The sequence below is a fragment of the Rhizobium sp. AC27/96 genome (assembly GCF_001692325.1).
GTDB lineage: Bacteria > Pseudomonadota > Alphaproteobacteria > Rhizobiales > Rhizobiaceae > Rhizobium.
The window spans coordinates 154,803-178,772 of sequence record NZ_LXKN01000070.1 but is presented as its reverse complement, the minus strand read 5'-3'; the positions used below and the strand labels follow the sequence as shown (position 1 = coordinate 178,772).

General features: G+C 60.3%; 20 protein-coding genes. 13 read left to right on the top strand and 7 right to left on the bottom strand.

Annotated elements, in window-relative coordinates; genetic code table 11:
* Positions 1-3: 3 nt before the first annotated feature.
* The 4 genes from A6U86_RS31525 to A6U86_RS31510 all read right to left on the bottom strand — a co-directional run bounded on the left by A6U86_RS31525 (position 4) and on the right by A6U86_RS31510 (position 5,581).
* Positions 4-846, bottom strand: a complete 843-nt coding sequence (locus A6U86_RS31525; protein WP_068400173.1) for a glycosyltransferase family 25 protein — start codon at positions 844-846, stop codon at positions 4-6.
* Positions 847-968: 122 nt separating this feature from the next.
* Complete coding sequence (locus A6U86_RS31520) at positions 969-1,586, bottom strand: glycosyltransferase family 29 protein (protein ID WP_068400171.1); 618 nt, start codon at positions 1,584-1,586, stop codon at positions 969-971.
* Between the two features lie 283 nt (positions 1,587-1,869).
* Positions 1,870-3,825 carry a DUF882 domain-containing protein gene (locus A6U86_RS31515; protein WP_068400168.1) on the bottom strand — a complete coding sequence of 652 codons (1,956 nt, stop codon included), beginning with the start codon at positions 3,823-3,825 and terminating at the stop codon, positions 1,870-1,872.
* Between the two features lie 175 nt (positions 3,826-4,000).
* Positions 4,001-5,581: a sigma-54 dependent transcriptional regulator gene (locus A6U86_RS31510; RefSeq protein ID WP_068400166.1), complete on the bottom strand. Its 1,581-nt coding sequence runs from the start codon at positions 5,579-5,581 to the stop codon at positions 4,001-4,003.
* Between the two features lie 219 nt (positions 5,582-5,800).
* Here A6U86_RS31510 and A6U86_RS31505 point away from each other — a divergent pair, with 219 nt between their 5' ends.
* The 9 genes from A6U86_RS31505 (at position 5,801) to hemH (ending at position 15,978) form a co-directional block, all read left to right on the top strand.
* Positions 5,801-7,648 carry a M3 family oligoendopeptidase gene (locus A6U86_RS31505; protein WP_068400163.1) on the top strand — a complete coding sequence of 616 codons (1,848 nt, stop codon included), beginning with the start codon at positions 5,801-5,803 and terminating at the stop codon, positions 7,646-7,648.
* 271 nt (positions 7,649-7,919) lie between these two features.
* Positions 7,920-9,080: an aminodeoxychorismate synthase component I gene (locus tag A6U86_RS31500; protein WP_068400160.1), complete on the top strand. Its 1,161-nt coding sequence runs from the start codon at positions 7,920-7,922 to the stop codon at positions 9,078-9,080.
* The gene (locus A6U86_RS31495) at positions 9,065-9,709 is read left to right on the top strand and encodes an aminotransferase class IV family protein (protein WP_068400157.1); all 645 of its coding nucleotides are present in this window, start codon (positions 9,065-9,067) and stop codon (positions 9,707-9,709) included. Before A6U86_RS31500 ends, A6U86_RS31495 begins: the two co-directional genes overlap by 16 nt.
* Before the next feature lie 3 nt (positions 9,710-9,712).
* Positions 9,713-9,997, top strand: a complete 285-nt coding sequence (locus A6U86_RS31490; RefSeq protein WP_068400154.1) for a YciI family protein — start codon at positions 9,713-9,715, stop codon at positions 9,995-9,997.
* Positions 9,998-10,241: 244 nt separating this feature from the next.
* The gene (locus A6U86_RS31485) at positions 10,242-11,693 is read left to right on the top strand and encodes a homospermidine synthase (protein WP_068400151.1); all 1,452 of its coding nucleotides are present in this window, start codon (positions 10,242-10,244) and stop codon (positions 11,691-11,693) included.
* A 180-nt stretch (positions 11,694-11,873) separates the two neighbouring features.
* Positions 11,874-12,260 carry a hypothetical protein gene (locus A6U86_RS31480; protein WP_068400148.1) on the top strand — a complete coding sequence of 129 codons (387 nt, stop codon included), beginning with the start codon at positions 11,874-11,876 and terminating at the stop codon, positions 12,258-12,260.
* 27 nt (positions 12,261-12,287) lie between these two features.
* Positions 12,288-12,611, top strand: a complete 324-nt coding sequence (locus tag A6U86_RS31475) for a hypothetical protein (RefSeq protein WP_068400145.1) — start codon at positions 12,288-12,290, stop codon at positions 12,609-12,611.
* Between the two features lie 148 nt (positions 12,612-12,759).
* Complete coding sequence (locus A6U86_RS31470) at positions 12,760-14,847, top strand: 5'-nucleotidase C-terminal domain-containing protein (protein ID WP_068400518.1); 2,088 nt, start codon at positions 12,760-12,762, stop codon at positions 14,845-14,847.
* Positions 14,848-14,943: 96 nt separating this feature from the next.
* Positions 14,944-15,978: a ferrochelatase gene (hemH, locus tag A6U86_RS31465; RefSeq protein ID WP_068400142.1), complete on the top strand. Its 1,035-nt coding sequence runs from the start codon at positions 14,944-14,946 to the stop codon at positions 15,976-15,978.
* A gap of 133 nt (positions 15,979-16,111) precedes the next feature.
* Here hemH and A6U86_RS31460 read toward each other — a convergent pair whose 3' ends face one another.
* On the bottom strand, positions 16,112-17,020 hold the full coding sequence (locus A6U86_RS31460; protein WP_068400138.1) for a S1C family serine protease: 909 nt from the start codon (positions 17,018-17,020) through the stop codon (positions 16,112-16,114).
* A gap of 320 nt (positions 17,021-17,340) precedes the next feature.
* Here A6U86_RS31460 and A6U86_RS31450 point away from each other — a divergent pair, with 320 nt between their 5' ends.
* Both A6U86_RS31450 and A6U86_RS31445 read left to right on the top strand, forming a co-directional pair.
* The gene (locus A6U86_RS31450; RefSeq protein WP_068400132.1) at positions 17,341-18,357 is read left to right on the top strand and encodes an SPFH domain-containing protein; all 1,017 of its coding nucleotides are present in this window, start codon (positions 17,341-17,343) and stop codon (positions 18,355-18,357) included.
* A 1-nt stretch (position 18,358) separates the two neighbouring features.
* A complete protein-coding gene (locus A6U86_RS31445; RefSeq protein WP_068400129.1) occupies positions 18,359-18,817 on the top strand; it encodes an NfeD family protein in 459 nt (152 codons plus the stop codon).
* Here the strand turns inward: A6U86_RS31445 and A6U86_RS31440 are convergent, their stop codons facing one another.
* Positions 18,818-19,813 (bottom strand): SIS domain-containing protein, encoded by a 996-nt coding sequence (locus A6U86_RS31440; RefSeq protein ID WP_068400126.1) that lies wholly within the window; start codon positions 19,811-19,813, stop codon positions 18,818-18,820.
* A gap of 196 nt (positions 19,814-20,009) precedes the next feature.
* On the opposite strand from A6U86_RS31440, the gene A6U86_RS31435 reads away from it, so the two are divergent.
* Positions 20,010-21,530 carry an outer membrane beta-barrel protein gene (locus A6U86_RS31435; RefSeq protein WP_068400123.1) on the top strand — a complete coding sequence of 507 codons (1,521 nt, stop codon included), beginning with the start codon at positions 20,010-20,012 and terminating at the stop codon, positions 21,528-21,530.
* Between the two features lie 116 nt (positions 21,531-21,646).
* Here A6U86_RS31435 and galU read toward each other — a convergent pair whose 3' ends face one another.
* Positions 21,647-22,534 (bottom strand): UTP--glucose-1-phosphate uridylyltransferase GalU, encoded by an 888-nt coding sequence (gene galU, locus A6U86_RS31430; RefSeq protein WP_068400121.1) that lies wholly within the window; start codon positions 22,532-22,534, stop codon positions 21,647-21,649.
* Positions 22,535-22,736: 202 nt separating this feature from the next.
* Here galU and A6U86_RS31425 point away from each other — a divergent pair, with 202 nt between their 5' ends.
* The gene (locus A6U86_RS31425) at positions 22,737-23,960 is read left to right on the top strand and encodes a lytic murein transglycosylase (RefSeq protein ID WP_068400118.1); all 1,224 of its coding nucleotides are present in this window, start codon (positions 22,737-22,739) and stop codon (positions 23,958-23,960) included.
* Positions 23,961-23,970: the final 10 nt, after the last annotated feature.

The window sequence follows — 23,970 nt, the reverse complement described above, 5'->3', positions numbered from 1 at the left end:
TTCTTAGATGGAGCGGTGCGAGCGCAGCGCAATTCTTGCGCGATATAGCGGCCGCAGCACCTCTCTGGAAAGCCTTTCCATCAGGGTCTTCCGGCTCTTGATTGTGCTGCCGCCAAGCTGCGAAGAGATTTCATGCACGCCACCGGGAAGTACGGCGAGCGGTGCGACATGGGTAAGCCAGCTCATCTGCACCGTGGTGTCGACCGGCCTGTCGAAGAAGGCGGTTGCTTGCAGCAGACGAATGGCTGCATCACGGCTGACAAGCTGCGCCACCATGCCAAGGCCGATCCGGGTTGGCTGAATGACCTTGATATCGCCCTGCGTCAGAACGCGGGTGCCATGTTCCTTGCCCACCCGGAACGGGAAGCGAATGAACGCCCCCGGCTTGAGGCAGGCCTTGGCAGCAGCAAAGGCGGCATCAAACGAATCGTCGATCTCCACATCGTCTTCAAAAATGAGGCCGGCATCGATGTTCTGTTCGATGATGGCGGCCCATGCCTTGCGGTGCGACAGGAAGCAGGCAATCTCGCCCAGGCTCATCGCAAAGGGATAGGATGGCCTGTGGAGCTTGCGGCGATAGACGCGGTCTACTTCGGCCTCGGTCAGGCAGCGGCCGTCGACCGCTTCCACGATTTCACTCGAAACCGGCAGCTTCGCCATCAGTCTTTCGACCTGCGGCATGCGGTCTCGGGCGCGATCCAGATGGACAACGAAACCACGGATAACCGGCTCGCTCAACGCTTCCCGACTAGGGCCGAAGGGATTGGGCGTATCATCGAATCCGAATCCCGCATGCGCTCTTTCAAGCGGCGTAGCCGAGGATGAGTCGAATTCGTGAGTCTGCATTAAAGAATACCTCAGTGTTGTAGGCGCAGGCTCTAGCAACCCTGAATGAAGGCGAGCTTAGGCAGACATGAGGCGAAACTGAAAACGATGATTTTCAAGCGCATTCCACAGCCGATTATCGGCTAGACGAGCATGCTGATGCGGCCACTTGCCGTCTTCTCTTCAACCCAGCGGCGTTCATCCAGCCAGGCATGGCGCTTCCATCCCTCCCAGCTGAACCCGCAAAGCTTCACCTCCCATTCACAGGCGGGAAGGATCGACAGCACATATCGGACGCCGAAAAAGCCGGTGCTCGGGAAGACCTGATGCATCCGACACTCGGCAACCCCGAGTTCCGCACAGCCTTCGATGTAGAACTGCGGCGGCATGATGCGAATTTCCTTGCCGGCTGCACCCACCAGCTCGATGGTTCGCATCGTCCAGTCGCTCTTTCGGCCCTTCAGGCGCGAGAGGAAATTGGGCTTGGGGTGATATTTGCGGATGATGTCGGGATGATAGGCGAGCACGACCTCTTTGGCCGCCCTGAAGGTCGCGCTGGTGAAGAAGGCCGGATCGGTCAATCGCCGCTGCATCGGCTTGCTGGAGGCTGCGAGCATCAGGATATCGGTGCGTGAGCCGCTCATGCCGATGGAGGCTTTAGGCTCGTTGAAGCGCATCGCAAAATCCGCATTGTCGACGATCTCCGAGAGATCGCGCTGCAATGTGCCATTGCCAATGATGATTGCCGTCTTGCGGTTCAAATTCGGATATCCAGCCTTTCAGGCCTATCGCCCTAATTGCGCCGGATGAAACAAAACTGAGTAGAGGATGATGTGAAAATGAATAAAATCTGACAGCAACCTGAAAGCCTGCAAGGTGTCACCCACAGGCAACAACTGCTTTGATCAATCCCATCCCACCAAAATTTGCGTGAGCGATGCGAGTGATCAATCGAGCCGCAATCACCGCATGCGCCTGATCCTTGCGCAAATGAAAGGAGCCCAAATGGGCTCCCGGAAAGTTGTCTGAACTTTAAATTGTGGTCTATTCGACCGAGTTGAACTTCTTCACCTGGAGGAAATTCACCGCTGTGCCGCTGAAGCGTTCCGGGTCGATCGACGCCGTCTGCACCTTGAAACCATCGGTATAGACCGCGGTCGGCTGGGCGCGAAGCGCCGGGCTTACGAAGCGAGGCGCCTTGACCGGGCGATTGACGATCTCGACGCGGGCCTTTGCAATCGCCCACTGCGAAATCATCTTGTCCGTCAGCTTCGGCGCCGTCGTTATCGTGGCACGACCGGAATCCGCCGTCACCGCATCCTGCTTGTTCGGCCGGCCGCCCTTGGTGGCGATACCCGCAGCGATCGGACGTTCCTGCGGTGTCACCGCATCGAAACTGTCATTGAAACGACGGGTGCTGCTGGCCTTGAGTTCATTGCGAACCGGTGCCAGTGCGGCCATCTGCATCGGCATCTGCTGAGCGGGCCGCTGCTGCGGCAGAACCGCTGCAATCGCCTGCGCGGCGTCGTTGCCGGAAGCTACGCCATTATTCGAAGGCGCAAGCTGGTCCTTCGAGGCAACATTGTTCTGCGGTGAGGTCACGGCAGCCACAGCGTTGGCATCCGATCGATCGGGTCGGCTCTGCTCGAGAGCGGCGATGACCGAGGGCGAAAGCGTACCGGCATCGGCCTGGTCGTCGATCGATTCCTGATCGGCATCGGCAGAGGCCAGGAGGCTTTCGGCAATTTCAGGACGCTGTGCCGGCACCGGCACGGCAGCCAGCTGGCCCTTCATGTCTGCTTCGGCGGACGCCACTTCAGCATCGCCAGGTGCACGGCGGTCCAGCAGGGACGGCACCGGCACGTGATAGGAGCGAAGGTCGGCATATTGCGGCTGGTCGCCCGCATTCGGCATGGCTGCGGCGAGCGCATCCTGAGCGTCATTGCGCGGCGCCGATACGAGCGCGGAGGCTACGTCGCTGCCAGCGGATTGACCACCGAAGGCCGGACGAATCTGCGGTACGGGTGCGTTTATGCTCGCAACCTGAACCTGGGCAGGAGCAGAAGCGGGAGCCGCACTATCATCACCATCGTCACCCGCTGCCGGAGCCGGCTGGCTCTTGCGCGAAGCTGAAGCGACAGCGATTGGTGCGGACGAGCCTTCATCCGCATTGTCCTCTTCCTCATCCGCGCCGCCGCCGCCAAACAGACGGGCAAAGAAGCCACGGCGAGGTGACGAGGAGCTGGCGATCTGGATATCGGACGACATGCGGCGCTTGTAATCGGCGACAGCCTCCTGATAGCCCGGCAGCGGCCGGCCATCGGCAGGGATATGCATGGTCTTGCCATCCGGGAACAGGCGAACGAGATCCTGGCGATCCATGCGCGGCCAAGCGCGCACACCGCCGACGTCCATGTGGACAAAGGGCGAGCCCGAAGTCGGATAATAGCCAACGCCGCCTTCCTGGAGTTTCATGCCGAGCTCACGCAGCTTGGTCAGCTTGACGTCCGGAATGTAGAAGTCCATCGCGTTGCCGAGCATATGCTGGCTCTTCTTGGCAACGCCCGTATGTGCGTTACGCGTGCGCAGCATCTCATTGGTGCCCGGCGAACGGAATCCGCAGATGACGTAGATAAATTCGTGCGAGCCGCTCTCGCGGTATACTTCCCAGATAAGGTCGAACAGCCGCGGATTCATCTTCGTTGGCTGGTTCTTGCGCCAGTCGCGCAGGATACGGTTCAGCTTCTCCAGACCGTCCGGATCGAACTTGCCATTGCGCTTGTAGGTGATGACGGCTTTTTCGCCGGTATGGACGTAATAAATCTTCAGGCTACGGGTTTCCCCGCCGGCCTGCGAGGGAGTGCCAACGAAAACAGGCGTAGAAACAGCCAAAGCAAGGAGGCCAACGGCTACTACCTTGGCCACCTTGCTAAATAGGTCTGAGCACGCAGAATGCCAGCTCAAGCTATTAGGCTTGGTATTTCCACTCAAATTCGGCAATTCGATCCCCGTCCGACAGACAATGTCGCATCGTGTTCCAAATGGCTGTCAATTGCGGTGACACGATGGCAAAAATGCCACACATAATCGCCCTCTTCATACATGGTGAACGATGCACTAACAAGTGCTTTACGACGGGTAACAAAATATGCTTGCCTAAACGTTAAGCTTCCCTTCACGCCGCGCTTTTTTGCGGGTCATCCGGGTCTATGCCGTAATCCTTCAACTTGCGGTAGAGAGTTGAGCGCCCAATCCCAAGCTTTCTCGCCACTTGACTCATCTGCCCGCGATAGAATCTGAGGGCAAAGCGGATCAATTCTTCCTCGACATCCGCCAGTTTCCGGACATCGCCTGACATGTTGGTGCTGACGATGACGTTATCCGAAGCCGTCGCCAAGGCATCACCGACAGGAAGCGACGAGGTTGCAGCCGCATCGGATGAAATCACGCGCATCCCGCGCTCGGCGCGCTCTCCGCTTGCGGAATCCAAGGCGTGGGCCTGGGAATTATCCACAACTAAGGTCGGATGCTCGCCCGAGAAATAACCGGGCAGCTGCGCGGCGATCTGCGGAAAATCGGTATCCAGCAGTTCCGGCCCCTCGGACAGGACGACCGCCCTGAACACGGCATTTTCGAGCTGGCGAATATTGCCCGGCCAGTCGTACGCCGTCAGCAACGCAAGAGCGCTGTTGCTGATATCGAGCGAATGATCGAGCTTCTGTTCGAGCGCGAAGCGATCGGCAAAGGCGCGCGCCAGATGCGGGATATCTTCCTTGCGGCGACGAAGCGCCGGCATGGTGATCGGGAAGACGTTGAGGCGATAGTAGAGGTCCTCGCGGAAACGCCCGGCCTTGACCTCTTCGATCAGATCCTTGTTGGTCGCGGAGATCAGGCGGACATTGACCTTCTGCGCAACGCGCGCGCCGACGGTCTCGATTTCCCCCTGCTGCACGGCACGCAGCAGCTTGACCTGGACTTCCAGCGGCAGATCGCCGATCTCGTCGAGGAACAGCGTACCGCCATCGGCTTCCATGAACTTGCCGACATGACGCTCGGCCGCGCCCGTGAACGCTCCCTTTTCATGTCCGAAAAGAATGCTTTCGACCAGATTATGCGGAATGGCACCGCAATTGACCGTTATGAACGGCTTGCCGGAGCGGTCGCTTGCGGCCTGAATGGCACGCGCCACCAGTTCCTTGCCGACGCCGGATTCACCTTCCAGGACGACGGGAATGTTCGACTGTGCGGCACGATGCGCAAGGTCGATCACCCGCATCATCGCCGGGCTTGCCGAGACGATGTCGTCGAACGTGATGGCGCTGGAACGCGATTTGCGTCCCGCGCGTGCCTTTGCCTCGCGCTGATCGAGCTTGAGGGCATTGCCGATAGACGCAGCAATGCGCTCGGGCGACACGGGCTTGACGACAAAATCGAAGGCGCCGGCCCGCATGGCCTGCACCACGGTGTCGATACCGCCCTGCCCCGTCTGCACGATAACGGGCAGATCGATACCCATCTCGTTCAGCGCGCCCAGAAACTCGATGCCGTTCATTTCCGGCATCATCAGGTCGAGCACGATCACGTTGATCTGCTCGCTGTTACGCTTCAGAACCTCAAGGCCGATGCGGCCATTTTCTGCCAAATGGGCCACGTGTCCGTGCCGCTCGATGGCATTCTTCAGCAGACGGCGTTGAATCGGATCATCCTCAACAACGAGAATCTGCGCGCCCCCTTTGGCGCTATTATAAACGGTCATTGGTGCCTCACTTCATGCGAAACCTGACACGAACATTCGCAGAAAGGCTTGAACATGAAGTTTTGCCAAATCATCGCATTTTAATCATTATGACGAATGTACTACCGCCGATGGTTCAACCGTCAGCGCCGGGGAAATCAGGCTTGCAGCAGGCTTTCCGCCCGAATAAACACGAACGCATCGGACGTTCCGCAATAAAAAGCAGAGGAAATATCGCCCATGAGCCCGACCTCGCTCCGTCAATCCCTTAACTTCTCCGCGAGCCAGCCTGCCGCCGGCGGCACGCTCGGGGACCTGCCCGCCTGGAAGCTCAGCGATCTCTATCCTTCCGCAACCTCGCCTGACTTCACGGGCGACATGGAAAAGGCGGGCAAGATGGCCACCGCCTTCGAGGACAAGTGGAAGGGCAAACTTACGGAAGCGGCGGCTAGGACGGGCGATGCCGGTATCGGCGCCGCCATTAGGGAATATGAGGCGCTTGACGATATCATGGGCCGACTCGGCTCCTTTGCCGGCCTCACCTATTTTTCCAACACCAGCGATCCGGCCAACGGCAAGCTCTATGGCGATGTGCAGACGCGGCTGACGGACTATGCCGCCCACCTGCTGTTCTTCCCTCTGGAACTGAACCGCATCGATGACGCCGCGATGGATGCCTGCATGGCGAACGACCCCGCTGCCGGCCACTACCGTCCGTGGATCGTCGACCTGCGCAAGGACAAGCCGCATCAGCTCGACGACAAGCTCGAGCAGCTGTTCCTGGAAAAGTCCATGACCAGCGCCGCAGCCTTCAACCGGCTGTTCGACGAGACGATGGCGGAGCTACGCTTCGAGATCGACGGTGAAAAGCAGCCGCTGGAAGTCGCGCTGAACATGCTGCAGGAACAGGATCCCGAAGCGCGCCGCAAGGCGGCCATGGCGCTTGCCGCAACCTTCAGGGCGAACCTTCGCACCTTCACGCTCATCACCAACACGCTCGCCAAGGACAAGGAAATTTCCGACCGCTGGCGCGGCTTCGAGGATATCGCCGACAGCAGACATCTTGCCAACCGCGTCGAGCGCGAAGTGGTGGATGCACTGGCCGCGGCCGTACGCGATGCCTATCCGCGGCTCTCGCATCGCTATTACAAGATGAAGGCCAAGTGGCTCGGCATGGAGCAGATGAACTTCTGGGATCGCAACGCGCCGCTCCCAGAAACGCCCAATGCCTTGATCCCCTGGAGCGAGGCGAAGGAGACGGTGCTATCAGCCTATGGCAAGTTCGCGCCTGACATGGCCGCAATCGCCAAGCGCTTCTTCGATGAAGAGTGGATCGACGCGCCGGTGCGCCCCGGCAAGGCGCCGGGCGCATTTGCCCATCCGACCGTGCCATCGGCGCACCCTTACGTTCTCGTCAATTACATGGGCAAGCCGCGCGACGTCATGACGCTCGCACACGAGCTTGGCCATGGCGTGCACCAGGTTCTGGCCGGCGGCCAGGGCGCCCTGATGTGCCAGACACCGCTGACGCTGGCCGAAACCGCTTCCGTCTTCGGCGAGATGCTGACCTTCCGCGCGCTGCTCGACAAGACCACCGACAAGCGTGAACGCAAGGCAATGCTCGCCCAGAAGGTCGAGGACATGATCAACACGGTCGTGCGCCAGATCGCCTTCTACGAATTCGAGCGCAAGCTGCACACCGCCCGCAAGAATGGCGAGCTGACCTCCGATGACATCGGCGAGCTGTGGCTGTCCGTACAGGCGGAAAGCCTGGGGCCGGCGATCAAGATCTCCGAGGGCTACGAGACCTATTGGGCCTATATCCCCCACTTCATCCATTCGCCCTTCTACGTCTACGCCTATGCCTTCGGCGATTGCCTGGTGAACTCGCTTTATGCCGTCTACCAGAATGCCGATCAGGGCTTCCAGGAGAAGTATTTCGAACTGCTGAAGGCCGGCGGCACCAAGCATCATTCCGAACTCCTCAAGCCTTTCGGCCTCGACGCCACCGACCCGTCGTTCTGGAGCAAGGGACTGTCGATGATCGAAGGGCTGATCGACGAGCTTGAAGCGCTAGATAAGAACTGAAACTGCGCCTGCTAGCAGGTCAGGCACGTCCGCCATTGCTGCGGCTTTGTGCATGGCCCCTCACCCTAGCCCTCTCCCCGCTCGCGGGGAGAGGGGACTGGCTCAGCATCCACAGCACTGTTCTTTGCAAACGGCGATTTAGTGGTTGCGGTAACTCCCTCTCCCCGCATTGGCGGGGAGAGGGCTAGGGTGAGGGGCCAGGCACCGAAGCTGCGGCAATGGCAGACCTGCCTGACAATCGACATAACAACGACCCGATAGACACCCACGCATGGCCGATGCCCGACCTTACGTCCTCTTCAGGGACGACAGCACAGGACAGGTGATGATCTTTGCCGAACCGGCCGAGATCATCACGGCCCGGACGCGCGCGCAGTTCTTCGATGCGCTGGACCGGATGGAGAGGGCAAGGCGACAGGGGAAATGGCTGGCAGGATACATCGCCTATGAAGCCGGCCATCTTTTCGAGGAAAAGCTTGCAGCTTTTGCCGAAGAGAACCGCGAGACGCCGCTGCTTTGCTTCGGCGTTTTCGATGCTCCCGCAGCCGATGACGACTCTCTTGGCCAGCCGATGCAACGGCTTGAAAATCAGGAATTCCTGACCGAGCCAAAGGCCGCCTGGGATTTCCCTATATATAAAGAGCGATTTGACCGGCTGCACCGGCATATTCGCCTCGGCGACTGCTATCAGGCGAACCTGACCATGCCGATCCATGCCCGCTGGAACGGCGACGCCAGAGCCGCCTTCTGGTCGCTGATCGAGCGGCAACCGGTGAAATACGGTGCGCTCGTCGATCTCGGCGGTCCGATCATTTTGTCGCGCTCGCCGGAGCTCTTTTTCCGCACGGATGAAGAAGGCTGGATCGAGACGCATCCGATGAAGGGCACGGCCAAGCGCGGCACAAACGCCGTCGAGGATGCCGAAATCGTCGCCGCCATGCTCGCCGACGAGAAGACGCAGGCCGAAAACCGCATGATCGTCGATCTCCTGCGCAACGATATCTCCCGCATCACCGAAGTCGGCACACTCGACGTGCCCAAGCTCTTCGAAATCGAGACCTACCCGACCCTGCACCAGATGGTCAGCCATGTGCAGGCAAAGCTGCTGCCCGACATCACCATCCGCGATATTCTTGCGGCACTCTTTCCCTGCGGCTCGATTACCGGCGCACCGAAAATGCGGGCGATGGAAATCCTGCATGACCTTGAGGATGGCCCGCGAGATGCCTATTGCGGCGCGATCGGCATGATCTCGCCTGATGGAGCCATGCGCTTTTCGGTGGCGATCCGCACGATCACGCTTTTCGAAGACGGCCGCGCAGTGTTCAATGTCGGCGGGGGCATCGTCTTCGATTCGACGGCGGAAGCGGAATATGAGGAATGCCTCCTCAAGGCGCGCTTCGCCGTGGGGGACCGATGGATCGACCGCTAGAGGATTTTTCCCTGATCGAGACGCTGCGCTATGAGCCGGAGGTTGGCTTCATCCGCCTGCGCCTGCATCTTGCCCGGCTGCAACGTTCGGCTCGCCGCCTCGGCTTCCCGGCTCCGAAAAATGCGCTCACCAAACTGGAAGAGGCCATCGCCGGTGCTTCCGCACCCTTGAGGGTCCGGCTGACGCTGGACCGAGACGGACAGGCAGCGGTAACGACAGCCCCCTTCTCGGCGCTGTCACCCGACACAGTCTGGCGCGTCCGTATCGCCGCCGCAACCCGGCTCGATTCCGCCGACAAGCTGCTGCGCGTCAAGACTACGCGCCGCGCCGTCTATGAGGCGGCACGCGCGGAGTACCGTCCCGACGAGGCCGATGAGGTGCTGCTGCTGAACGAGAAGGACGAGGTTTGCGAGGGGACGATCACCTCGGTCTTCCTCGAGGATGGACCCAACACGCTCCGCACCCCGCCAATTTCCTCCGGTCTGTTGGCTGGAGTCTTGCGCACCGAGCTGATCTGCCAGCGCAAGGCCCGGGTCGGCCGCATCCGGCCCGACGATCTAAGAGATCGCACGCTTTACGTCGGAAACTCCCTGCGCGGACTGATCCGCGCGCAACTCATATGGAATTGATGCATGTTCATTCTTTCGCTTACCTACCTCAAGGGCAACGACGAAGCCGACAAGCAGATGGAGCCGCATATGGCCTGGGTGAAGGAGGGATATGCCAAGGGCTGGTTCCTCGCATCCGGCCGCAAGGTGCCACGCACCGGCGGTGTCATTTTTGCCCGCGGCGAGCGCGCCGAGCTGGAGGCCTATGTCGCCGCCGACCCTTTCACCATCCACGGGATCGCATCCTACGACGTCCAGGAAATCGCCCTCACCACGGTTGTCGACGGATTGGAAGCCTTGAAGGCCTGATTGTCATATTCCGCATAGGTCAGTGAAAACAGAGCTTGAAGGCAACAAACTCGTCGCATATGGCGTGTATGTTGCCTGCACTTGACTTTGCCCGGCTAACCCTGATCAGCTCTTTATTGTGACATCAAATTATGATTAGAGCCCTTCACCTCGCGTTATCGCGCAAACTCTGCCAGCGCTTTCGCGCAAACTCTAACTAGATTTCGTGAACCGAACGGCGTCCTGCCTTTCGAAGGAGACAAGAATGACGAAACACAACTATCCGGTATATGCCGAAATTACCGGCCCGATCGTGATGATCGGCTTTGGCTCCATTGGTCGCGGCACCCTGCCCCTGATCGAGCGCCATTTCAAATTCGACAAGAGCCGGATGGTCGTCATCGACCCGCGTGAAGAACCAGCCGATATGGAAATCCTGGCGAAGCACGGCGTCCGTCATATCAAGGCACACGTCACCAAGGAAAACTACAAGGAGCTGCTGAAGCCGCTCCTGACGGAAGGCGGCGGCCAAGGCTTCTGCGTCAACCTCTCGGTCGACACCGGTTCGCTCGACCTCGTCAAGCTGTGCCGCAAGCTCGACGTGCTCTACATCGATACCGTCGTCGAGCCTTGGCTCGGCTTCTACTTCGACAAGAGCCTGAAGAATGCCGACCGCACCAACTACGCGCTGCGCGAAACCATGCGCAAGGAAAAGGCGAAGAACCCCGGGGGTTCGACTGCTGTTTCGACTTGCGGCGCGAACCCGGGCATGGTCTCCTGGTTCGTCAAGCAGGCGCTCGTCAACCTTGCTACCGATATCGGCCTGAAGTTCGAAGAGCCGGATCAGCATGACCGCGAAGGCTGGGCCAAGCTGATGAAGAAGGTTGGCGTCAAGGGCATCCATATCGCCGAGCGCGACACCCAGCGCACCAAGCATCCGAAGCCGCTCAACGTCTTCTGGAACACCTGGTCCGTCGAAGGCTTCATCTCCGAAGGTCTGCAGCCGGCCGAACTCGGCTGGGGCACTCACGAAGAATGGATGCCGAAGAACGCCAAGAAGCACAAGAAGGGCTGCCAGGCCGCTATCTATCTGGAACAGCCGGGCGCCAACACCCGCGTCCGCACCTGGTGCCCGACCCCCGGCCCGCAATACGGCTTCCTCGTCACGCACAACGAATCGATCTCGATCGCCGACTTCTTCACCGTGCGCGACAAGGACGGCGACGTTACCTTCCGTCCGACCTGCCACTATGCCTACCATCCGGCCAACGATGCCGTTCTCTCGCTGCACGAAATGTTCGGCAATGGCGGCACACCGCAGCCGGTTCACCACGTTCTCGACGAGCATGAGCTGGAAGACGGCGTCGATGAACTCGGCGTGCTCCTCTACGGCCACGACAAGAATGCCTACTGGTACGGTTCGCGCCTGTCTCTCGAAGAGACCCGCCGCATCGCTCCCTACCAGAACGCGACCGGCCTGCAGGTAACCTCCGCCGTTCTCGCCGGCATGGTCTGGGCACTCGAAAACCCGACCGCCGGCATCGTCGAAGCCGACGAGATCGACTACAAGCGCTGCCTCGAAGTGCAGCTGCCCTACCTCGGTCCGGTTGAAGGCCACTACACCGACTGGACGCCGCTCGACGGTCGCCCGGGCCTCTTCCCGGAAGACATCGACACGAAGGATCCCTGGCAGTTCAGGAACATCCTCGTTCGCTAACAGGAACAGCGTTTGCTGATGCAACCTTCGAATGCCCGCACAGGTCGTGCGGGCATTTTTGTTACGCAAGCGGGATAAATCAAGGAGTTGCGTTCTCAAGCCTTGCTTTAACCCAATAGCCGCGCCATCTTTCTCGCAACCGATACGACAACACTCCGCCCTTCATCGCGGGAGACATTTATGAAGATCAGAACCGTTCTTTCCCTCGCAGCCGCTGCGGCAGCCTTGTCCGCCTGCGTTGATTTCGGCGGATCGCGACCGCCGCCGATGACGATGAACCCCGGCGTTCAGCCGCGGACAAATTCGGTGGAAGGCAGCTGGGCCGATTCGAACGGGTTGAATTCGACCTTCACCGCCGGCCGGTTCGAGACCCATACGACGGACGGCACGAACCAGCAGATGGCTTCGGGAACTTACACGACCGACCCCTCCGGCGTGATCCAGATCAATCTCTATTCGAACGTCAAGCGCACCAGTTCCAAGGTCAATTGCTTCCTGGCCAATCCCGGTCAGCTGAACTGCACCTCGGAGACGGGTGGGCACTTCTCCCTCAACCGCCAGGGCTGATCAGGCATGGCGGAAGGATAGAACGCCATGCGCCGCATGATGCTGCTCTATCTGGCCCTCATCGCAGCTCTGCCTTTCGCCATTCTGGCGGCGGTTCTCCCTGTCAACAGCTATCGGGCACAGGGTATCGACGGGCTCGATTGCGATGGCCCGGCAAGCGTTCTCCTCTTCGCCCTGCCCGTGCTGCTGATCTATGGCATCGGTGCCATCCTGCTTTATCGGGACCGGCGCCGGCGCTTTCATTTTGCTGCGGCGCTCTGCTGTACAGCTGTCTTTTTCGTCGTCGGATGGAATGCCGTGTCGGCGATCCGAGAATCCCACGGAGACGCCTCCATTGAGGCATGCGCCTGATCCGGCGATGAATTCCCGCTCTTTATAAAATCCGAATGAAGCCAACAGCTTTTGCTTGCGCTCGCTCCGCCATGATGAAAACATTCCGGCGGGGGACCGCCATGGGGGCATCGGCGGGCCGGATTGTAAAGACGAACAGGAGAGACAGATGAAGCAGCCCTTAGGAGTGGGACTTTTGGCCGCCGCAGCCTTGGCGCTGAGCACAAGCGCCGCCTTCGCGGACTATCAGCTCAACATCCTGCACTTCAATGATTTCCATTCGCGCGTGGAGTCGATCAATAAGTTCGATGCGACATGCTCTGCGGCCGAGGAAGCCAAGAACGAATGCTTCGGCGGTGCCGCTCGCCTGAAGGCGGCCATCGATCAGCGCCGGGCCGCACTCGCCGGCCAGAACGTGGTGGTACTGGACGCCGGCGACAATTTCCAGGGCTCGCTGTTCTACACGACCTATAAGGGTGCCGCCGAAGTCGAATTTCTCAACGACATGAAGATCGACGCCATGACCGTCGGCAATCACGAGTTCGACGACGGCGAAGGCCCGCTTGCCGCCTTCCTCGACAAGGCGCAGTTCCCGGTGGTGACGGCCAATCTTGTGGTCGACGACCAGTCCAAGCTTGGCAACCGCATCAAGAAATCGATCGTCCTTACCATCGGCGGCCAAAAGATAGGCATCGTCGGCGCAGTCACCACCGAGACACCCGAGCTCGCCTCGCCCGGCCCGCATGTGAAGATCACCGACGATGCCGCCGCCATCAGCGCCGAAGTGGACGCGTTGAAATCGCAGGGTGTCAACAAGATCATCGCGCTCACCCATGTCGGCTATCCTCGTGATGTCGAAAAGATCGCCAAGATCGCCGGTGTCAGCGTCGTCGTCGGCGGCCACTCGCATACGCTGCTGTCGAACACCGATCCGAAGGCCGCAGGCCCCTATCCAACCATGGTAGACAATCCCGCCGGCTATAAGGTGCCAGTGGTACAGGCCGCGTCCTACGGCAAGTACCTCGGCGACATCGTCGTCACCTTCGATGATAACGGCGCGGTCAAGGACGCCAAGGGCGATCCCATCCTGCTCGATTCCTCCATCAAGCCGGATGCGGCAATCGCCGCCCGCGTCCAGGAGATGGCCAAGCCGATCGAAGAACTGCGCAAGAAGGTGATCGGCAATTCGCAAGGCCCGATCGAGGGCGCGCGCGAGATCTGCCGCGTCCAGGAATGCTCGATGGGCAACCTCGTGGCCGACGCGATCCTCTACCGAACCAAGGCCCAGGGCATCTCCATCGCCATCCAGAATGGCGGCGGCCTGCGTGCTTCCATCGACGCCGGCGATGTCAGCATGGGCGACGTTCTCACCGTGTTGCCGTTCCAGAACACAGTCGCGACCTTCCAATTGACGGGCGCGGATGTGAAGGCGGCATTGGAAAACGGCCTCAGCCAGATCGACGATGGCGCCGGCCGCTTCCCGCAGGTCGCGGGCCTCAAATACAGCTTCGACAAATCGAAGCCGCCGGGCAGCCGGCTCGTCTCCGTCGACGTGCAGGAAGGCACGGAATTCAAGCCGCTCGACCCCGAAAAGACCTACGGTGTCGTCAGCAACAACTATATGCGCGCGGGCGGCGACGGCTACACCGTATTCGCCAAGGACGGCAAGAACGCCTATGACTTCGGTCCGAACCTGGAATCGGTGGTTGCCGACTATCTCGGCGCGCACAATCCCTACAAGCCCTATACCGATGGCCGTGTGACCCAGGTTGCCGCGGCAGCACCTGCCGCCCAGCCCGAAGCAGCCAAGCCGGCGGAAACGCAGCAGCAGGCCGCACCGGAGCAAAAGCCCGCCCCGGCACCCGCGGACACCGGCAAGGCAGCACCTGCCGTGACGCCTCCGGCCTCCTCGACACCCTCGGCGGCAACGCCGGCAACTACAACACCGGCAAAGCCCGCGGACACATCATCGGCACCGGCAACCACGACGCCCGCCGCATCTGCCCCTGCGACGGCCAACCCGGCACCTTCAACCCCGGTGACGACAGCTCCTGCCACCGCCGCACCGGCAGCTGAAGCCAGCGAAAAGCCGAAGACGCCGACAACGCATGTCATCGTTACCGGCGACACGCTCTGGGATCTCGCCAAGACCTATTATGGCAGCGCCAAGCAATGGCACAGGCTTGTGGTGGCCAACCGCAATCTGAAGCCTCACCATCTGCAAGTTGGCGAAAAGTTGAGGATTCCAGCCAAGTAAGACGATTTGTCTCGCATGAGAGAGCCGGTCCGGGCTTCCCCGGGCCGGTTTTTGTTCCTATGTGAAGGGCTTCGTTTCGCCGAGAGGATATGATTGATGACAGAAAACGTGACCACCTTCCCGCCTGATCACCCCAGCGTGAAATTCGGCAAGGTTGGCGTGCTGCTTGTCAACCTCGGAACACCCGATGGCACAGATTACGCCTCGATGCGCCGCTACCTGCGCGAGTTCCTGACGGATCGCCGCGTCATCGAATGGTCCCGCTGGAAGTGGTATCCAATCCTGTTCGGTATCGTGCTCAACACCCGGCCGCAAAAAGTCGGCAAGGCCTACGAGACGATCTGGAACAAGGAAAAAAATGAGAGCTTCTTGCGCACCTATACGCGCAACCAGTCCGATCTGATGGCCGAGCGCCTGCGGGATCTACCCAACGTGACGGTCGATTGGGCCATGCGCTACGGCCAACCCTCGATCGGCGACCGCATACAGGCGCTGAAGGATCAGGGCTGCGAGCGCATCGTGCTCTTTCCACTCTATCCGCAATACGCCGCCGCGACGACGGCAACCGTCAACGACAAGGCATTCGAGAAGCTGGCAAAGATGCGCTGGCAGCCGGCACTCCGCACCGTGCCACAATATCACGACGACGATGCCTATATCGAAGCGCTTGCCAATTCCGTGACCCGGCATCTTTCAACGTTGGACTGGCAGCCCGAAAAGATCCTGGCGTCGTTCCACGGCATACCGATGTCCTATTTCAAACTGGGCGATCCCTATTACTGTTTCTGTCAAAAGACCGGCCGCCTGCTGCGTGAAAAGCTGGGGCTGTCGGAAGATCAGTTCATGGTCACCTTCCAGTCCCGTTTCGGCCCGGAGGAATGGCTGCAGCCCTATACAGACAAGACCGTGGAACAGCTCGCCAAGGATGGCACCAAGCGCATCGCCGTACTCAATCCGGGCTTTGTCTCGGATTGTCTGGAGACACTGGAAGAGATTGCCGAACAGGCGGCCGAATCCTTCCATCATAATGGCGGCGACAAGTTCACGCATATTCCCTGCCTCAACGATAGCGAAGACGGCATGAAGGTGCTGGAGAAGGTCGTGCGGCGGGAGTTGCTCGGCTGGGTCTGACCGATCGCCGGACTAATCCCGGCAATGGCCTCTAAAGCATTTCCAGGAAAAGTGCGCAGCGGTTTTCCGTCCGGAATGCGTGAAAAAGCAAGAAACAGAGCGTCTTCGCGATTCGAAGAAAAACGGAGAGGCTCTATTGCAGCTGCGGCTTCTTGAGGAAGCTGCCGCGATCGGCGGATTTGATGCGCAACCAGGCTTCGCGGCCATTGCGCAGCACGCGCAGCGGGATCTCGGCGCCGGCCGGCCCGCTCTCCCATATCTTGCGATAGAAGTCGGCCAAGCCGTCGACTTCCGCGTCGCGGATCTCCGAAATGACATCGCCGCGCCGCAAGCCCGCCTGAGCGGCCGGGCCGCCTTCCGTCACGCTCATGACAACGACCTCACCATTGCTTTCGGCCGAGAAAGCCCCGAGCCAGGGCCTTGGCGGCTTGTTGACGCGGCCGCGCTTGATCAGGTCGTCGAGAATGGGCGTCAGCAGGTTGATCGGCACGATCATGTTGATATCGGCGCCTTCACCATTCTGGGTCGCCATCTGCAGGTGCAGCGACCCGACACCCAGAAGCTTGCCGTCCTCATCCACCAGAGCAGCGCCACCCCACGAAGGATGCGCAGGTGCGACGAAAATCGCCTCATCGAGCAGATATTCCCAGTAACCCGCAAACTCCTGCTTGGCGACGATCTTTGCCTCGACGACCTGACCGATACCATCGGCAATCACGACCGGATCACCGATCTCGGCCTTGTCGGCATCGCCGAATTCCAGCGCCGGGACGTCGAGCGGGCCGAGCGCCTGCACAAGGCCAAACCCGGTTTCCTGATCATAGGCGAGCGCATGCCCGGGCACTACCCGGCCATTGCTCGTCGTCAGCCAGACCTCTTCGGCCTCGGTGATGAGGTAGCCGATCGTCAGCACCAAGCCGTTTCCCCGGATGACGACGCCGTTGCCTTCCCTGCGGGTGCCCAGCGTCGTCGCCGTGAAGGCGTCTTCCGGAATTGAGGCATGGACGGCTACGACCGACCGTAAAGTCCTATCGATATTCATTGCTTCACCCTGACCATGCGCGGCAGTTGGGATCGAAAGGCTGCGCGGCAGCTGACCCGAAAAATTCTCTTATAAAGTATGAATATCAACAGCGAGGCGCAAGGGCCGGATCGCGATTGATTGATCCGCTGCAACAACTTGTGGCTGATCGGGCAGTCCAGCCCGTCTACCCATTCCTCCCTTGCCGAGAACATGCTAACCCACCACATCTGATTGAGCTGCCATGATGCGTTTTCGACCGAAGACGCCGAAACGACACGGCAGTGCTTTACCTGACGCGAGAGGCTCGCATTCCGCGAGCGCGTCCATGGAGGAATTCAATGGTAGTCGGTGGTTTCAGCATCGTCGTGGTCGCCCTGGTGGTCTTGGTCATCCTGGTGCTGTTTGCAGGGATCAAGACGGTGCCGCAGGGCTATCGTTATACAATCCAGCGCTTCGGCCGCTACATCCGCACATTGGAGCCGGGCCTCAATCTGATCGTGCCCTTCATCGAAACGATCGGTGTTAGGATGAACGTGATGGAGCAGGTGCTCGCCGTTCCGACGCAGGAGGTCATCACCAAGGACAATGCCAGCGTCTCCGCCGACGCGGTCGCCTTCTTCCAGGTGCTGAATGCGGCGCAGGCCGCCTATCAGATCACCAATCTCGAAAGCGCGATCCTCAACCTCACCAAAACCAATATTCGTTCCGTCATGGGTTCGATGGACCTCGATGAGCTTCTGTCCAACCGCGACGCCATCAACGAGCGGCTGCTGCGCGTCGTCGACGAAGCTGTCGAGCCCTGGGGCATCAAAGTGACGCGCGTCGAAATCAAGGATATCCAGCCGCCGAAGGATCTGGTTGACGCCATGGGCCGGCAGATGAAGGCCGAGCGTGAAAAGCGTGCCCAGATTCTCGAGGCGGAAGGCTTGCGTGCCGCGCAGATCCTGCGCGCCGAGGGCGCAAAGCAATCGGCGGTGCTTCAGGCCGAAGGCCAGCGCGAGGCAGCGTTCCGCAACGCCGAAGCCCGCGAACGTCTCGCAGAGGCCGAAGCAAAGGCGACCCGCATGGTGTCCGAAGCCATTGCAGAGGGTAATGTGCAGGCCATCAACTACTTCGTCGCGCAGAAATACACCGAGGCCCTGACGTCGATCGGTTCGGCCAGCAACTCGAAGATCGTGCTGATGCCGATGGAAGCCAGCTCCCTCATCGGTTCGCTCGGCGGCATCGGCGCCATCGCCCGCGAAGTCTTCGGCGACAATGGCGACGGCAACGGCGCAGCGCAGCCTTCACGGCCGCGCACGAACACGGTCCGCACCACGCCTTCGGTCAATCCGCTGGCCCCTCGGGAGAGCTAAGATGTTCGACAATCTCGTCGTGGAACTCGGTCCCTGGAGCTGGTGGCTGCTGGGATTGGTACTGCTCGCCGCCGAGTTGATATTGCCGGGCTTCTTCCTCGTCTGGATCGGTCTGGCCGGCATCATCGTCGGGGCGTTATCGCTACTGTTCTGGGATGACGCCTTCTGGATCTGGCAAGTGCAGTGGCTGGTCTTTGCAGCAGCAGCCGTCATCGTCACCCTGCTCGGGCGGCGTTATGTCTATAACAACAACCAGGTGACCGACGAGCCCTTCCTGAACCAGCGTGGTGCAAGCCTTGTCGGACGCACGGCAACGCTCGGTGAGCCCATCGCCGAGGGCCGCGGACGCATCCGCCTCAACGATACCTATTGGACAGTCACGGGCCCGGATCTGCCCGTTGGTACGCGCGTGAAAGTCGTCGCCAGCAACGGCCGCGAGCTTACGGTCGAGCCGATCTGATCAGGCGACGCCGATCCGCAGCAGATCGTGGAAGTGGACGATCCCGACCGGTCGCTGCCCATCATCGACGACAATGAGCGCGGAAATGTTGTGACGATTGAGCACGGCCATCGCGCCGGTCGCCAGCGTCGTTTCCTTGACCGTCTTCGGATTGCGCGTCATCACTTCGTCCACCAGCATCTCCGCGAGGCTGGAACCAAGATTGCGGGCAATATCGCCATCGGTGACGATACCGCAGAGGCAGCCGTCATCATCGACGACGCCGACGCAGCCAAAGCGCATTTTCGCCAAAGTCGTCACGGCTTCGCGCATGCCGGTACCAAGCTTGACGAGAGGCACGCTATCGCCCTTGTGCATGATATCGGCGACATGTGAGAGGCTGGCGCCCAGCTTTCCGCCAGGATGGAAGGTACGGAAATCCTCGGCGGTGAAGCCACGCGCTTCCAGCAGCGCCACGGTGAGCGCATCGCCGATCGCAAGCTGCAGCATTGTCGACGTGGTCGGCGCCAGCCCATGCGGACAGGCTTCCTGCTCCTTGGGCAGCAGCAGCACCACATCGGACTCACGCGCCAGCGTTGACGTCTCGCCCGCGGTGATGGAAATCATCGGGATCGAGAAGCGGCGCGAATAGCTGATGATGCCGCGCAGCTCGGCGCTTTCGCCGCCCCACGAGATGGCAATGATGACATCATCCTGCGTGATCATGCCGAGATCGCCATGATTGGCCTCGACCGGGTGCACGAAGAACGCCGGCGTTCCGGTGGAAGCCAGGCTTGCGGCGAGCTTGTTGCCGATATGGCCGCTCTTGCCGACACCAGTGATGACGACGCGGCCCTTGATATCGCCGATGATCTCCACCGCGCGGCTGAAAGGCCCGGCCAAACCATTGGCCAATGCACGTTCCAGCGCCTCAAGGCCCCGTCTCTCGGTCTCGATCGTCCTCATTGCGGATTCGATCGCACCGTTCTCGATGAGTCTCACAGCTCTCTTATTCATGAGCGAGGCCTAACGCTTTTCTGCAATTCTGTCCACCAAAGATCGACTTATGCCGACGGTGACGGGCTTTTGCTGGGCCTGGATAATATTACCGATAGCATCTCGCCGTAACTCTTTAGCAACCAAGCGTTAACCACACGGCTTTACACTTGGGTAAGGATTTAGTGCTTTTCCAGCAAGGTCAGACATAGACAAAATGAACATCGGCAAGAAAAAGGCGGGTAAAAATGCCCTCCGGCTGACAGCATGGGCGACATCCGCCGTGCTTGGCTGGGGCGTCGTATGCGCCGCGCCGATGTCCGTTAACGCACAATCCCTGCCGCCCGGCCAGGACCCCGACGATACATCCGCGGTCTCGACGCCTGCCACGACGACCGACTCGGCTGCAGCACCTGCCACCGACGCGCAGACGGCGCCGCCAGCAAATCAGGCCGCTACCACCAATGCGGATGGGCCGCCGAATATGCGCCTTCGCCTTGATGGCGTCGACCCCACAACCACCGGCTCGACGCTCGACAACGACATGCGCCGCGTCAACCTGCCGGAATCCACCGTCGATGGCCTGAGAACGCGCCAGCATCCGGACCGCGCGGAAGCCCAGGGCATACCGCTCGGCACCTTCACCCTGCGCCCTTCGGTCAATCAGTCGATCAATATCGAACGCGACCGCACCGGCTCCGTCGAGGACAACCGCAGCTTCCTGCAGACGGATCTGCGCAGCACGTTGACGTCGGACTGGGATCGCCACGCGCTGACCATCACCGGCGAGGGCGTCTGGCAGAAGAATATCAGCGGCACGGGTGAAGAGAAGCCGACGATCAACCTCAATGCGGATCTGCGCCTCGACCTCCCCGCCGACACGACAGCGCATATAACGGCCGGCTATCAGTTCTTCCGTGAGGATACCAGCGACCCGAACGCCATTGCCGGCGCCTCCAAACAATCCGCCGTGAATCAGTTCACGACAGGACTGTCGCTGGAGCGCGATTTCGGCCTGCTACGCGGCACGACGGCAGTCGCGTTGACCCGCACGGTCTATTCGGATGCCGTGCTCTCGGATGGAACCCAGGTCACGCTCAGCGACCGCAACCAGACCGCCGGCACATGGCGCGGGCGTATCGGCTATGAGCTGTCACCGGCGATCATTCCCTTCGTCGAAGTCGATCTTGGTCGCGCTGTCTACGATGAGACGCGTGACAGCAACGGCTATGCCCGTTCGAACCAGGGCTACGGCGGCAAGGCCGGCGTCGAACTCGATCTCGGCGAAAAGCTGAAAGGCGAGCTGGGCTTTGGCTATCAGCACACGCAATTCGACGATTCACGCTTGGCTTCAGTCGACTCACCGACCATCGACGGTAGTCTCGCCTGGTCGCCGCAGCGCGGAACGGATGTCAGTATCGGCCTTTCAACCACGGTTCAGCCATCCACCACGGCCGGCCTGAGCGGCTACACCGCCTACCAGCTGACGAGTACAATTAGCCACCAATTGCGCGATGACCTCACCGCCAAAGCGACGGGCGGCACGATCTGGCGCGACTATCCTTCCAACGGCAGTGCGGCCGATGAGACCGAATATGACGCGGCCCTCGGCCTGACCTGGGGGATCAACCGCTACCTCGATCTCACAGGCAATTTCGGCTATCAGCTGACCACCCGAAAGGCCGGCGACGATACGCATCAGCTCCAGGCCGGCGTTGGATTGACGGTGAAGCGCTGATAGCCGGCTGGACAATTCCCCACCCGACACCTTGATCCGGCACAATCTCTCCACCCAAACGAAATGAGGCCCGGCAAATGCCGAGCCCCATCGTTTTTTCCCGAACGTTCGAGAGCTTATTTCAAGGCCGCGATCAGTGCCTTCAGCTCGTCCTCGATCGTTGGACGGATATCCGCACGCGAAAGCGCGAAAGCGACGTTGGCGAGGATGAAGCCATCCTTGGCGCCACAGTCGAAAGTCTGACCCTGGAAATGATAACCGGCAAAATCCTGCGTCTGCGCAAGCTTCAGCATGCCGTCGGTCAGCTGGATCTCGTTGCCCGCACCGCGCTCCTGGCTTTCGAGAATGCGGAAGATTTCCGGCTGCAGGATATAGCGGCCATTGATGAAGAAGTTGGACGGAGCCGTACCCTTGGCCGGCTTCTCCACCATTTCGGTGATACGGAAACCGTTGCCGATCGTTTCGCCAACGCCGACGATACCGTATTTATGGGTCTGGTCCGGAGCGCATTCCTCGACGGCGATGACATTGCCACCGCTTTGCTCGTAGAGCTCGATCATGCCCTTCATGCAGCCCTTTTCGGCCCGCATGACCATATCAGGCAACAGCAGCGCGAAAGGCTCGTCGCCGACGATTTCGCGGGCGCACCAGACGGCGTGGCCAAGGCCAAGCGGCTCCTGCTGGCGCGTGAAGCTGGCCGTGCCGGCCTTTGGCAGCAGGCCGTTCAACAGCGACAGCTCGGCATTCTTGTTGCGCTGGCGCAGCGTGTGCTCAAGCTCGAACTGGATGTCGAAATAATCCTCGATGACGTGCTTGCTGCGGCCCGTTACGAACACGAAATGCTCGATGCCCGCTTCCATCGCCTCATCGACGACGTATTGGATCACCGGCTTGTCGACGACGGTGAGCATTTCCTTCGGCACGGCCTTGGTCGCCGGCAAGAACCGCGTCCCTAGTCCGGCAACCGGAAATACTGCCTTACGCACCTTCTTATGCTGTCCCACTCATACCTCCTGGGCATTAAATCGCTGGCGCCGAGCCAATCTCAAGGTCAGTAGATTAAATTTGCTACTGTTTTGCAAATAATGACTGAACCCGGCTTCCATGGTAAAGAATTTGTTGACTTCGTTCCCCTAGTGTCATGCTTCGGCGAACGCTACCTGCTTCGCCGCACCGAAATCCAACGATTGATGGACAAGGCTGTAGATGACTGCAAACCGCAAAAACTCCCTTCGTGGTCTCGCTCTGGCGCTCGCGCTCGGTGCCTTTGCGGGACTCGCTCCCGTTAACGCCAATGCTGACCCAGGGTTCCAAAAATGGATCGCGGGCTTCTATGCTACCGCCGCAAAGAGCGGCATCACACAATCGACCTATCGCGATGCATTTGCCGGCGTGACGGACCCCGACCCCACGGTCCTCGAAAAAGCGCAGTACCAACCGGAATTCAAGTCCCAAATCTGGGATTACCTCGACTCCCGTGTCAATCCCTATACCGTGGATATTGGCCGGAAAATGGCGGTCAAGTATGGGGCCACGCTTCGCACGCTCGAGCAGCACTTCGGCGTCGATCGAAATATCATGCTGGCCATCTGGTCGATGGAATCGAACTATGGCGCGGTCCTCACCAAAAACGATCGATTGCACTACGTACCCCGTGCACTGGCGACACTTGCCTATGCCGATCCAAAACGCGCCAGTTACGCCAAGAAGCAGCTGGTCGCCGCGCTGAAAATCCTCCAGAAGGGTGATGTCTCGCGCAAGGAACTGAACGGCTCCTGGGCTGGCGCCATGGGCCATACCCAGTTCATCCCCTCCAGCTACCTGCTCTATGCCGTCGACGCCGACGGCAGCGGCCATGCCGATATCTGGAATTCCATTCCTGATGCGCTGGCGACAACCGCCAATCTGCTTGCCAAGAACGGCTGGGAAACTGGCCGCACATGGGGCTACGAAGTGGTCGTACCACCTGGCGGCAGCGCACAGGCCGGCAAGACCCACACGATCGCCCAATGGACGGCTCTCGGCTTCGTGCGTCCCAATGGCAAGGGCTTCCGGCTCACCTCCGATCGGGCGCAGCTGAAGATGCCCGGCGGGCCGAATGGCCCCGGCTTCCTGATGACCGGCAACTTCTTCACCATCAAGCGCTACAACGCATCCGACAGCTATGCTCTCGCCGTTGGCTTGCTTGCCGACCAGATCGCCGGCTATGGCGGCATGCAGCAATCCTGGCCACGCCCGAGTGGCACGCTGAATGTGCAGCAGAAATTCGAGCTGCAGACGCGGCTGAAGCAGCTTGGCTATTATGACGGCGTCGTCGACGGCAATTTCGGATCTGGATCGAAGGCCGCGATCAGCGCCGTCCAGCAGCGCATCGGCATGGATACGGATGGCGAACCTTCGATGGACCTGCTGAAGGCATTGCGCAAATAGGCCGCTGCCA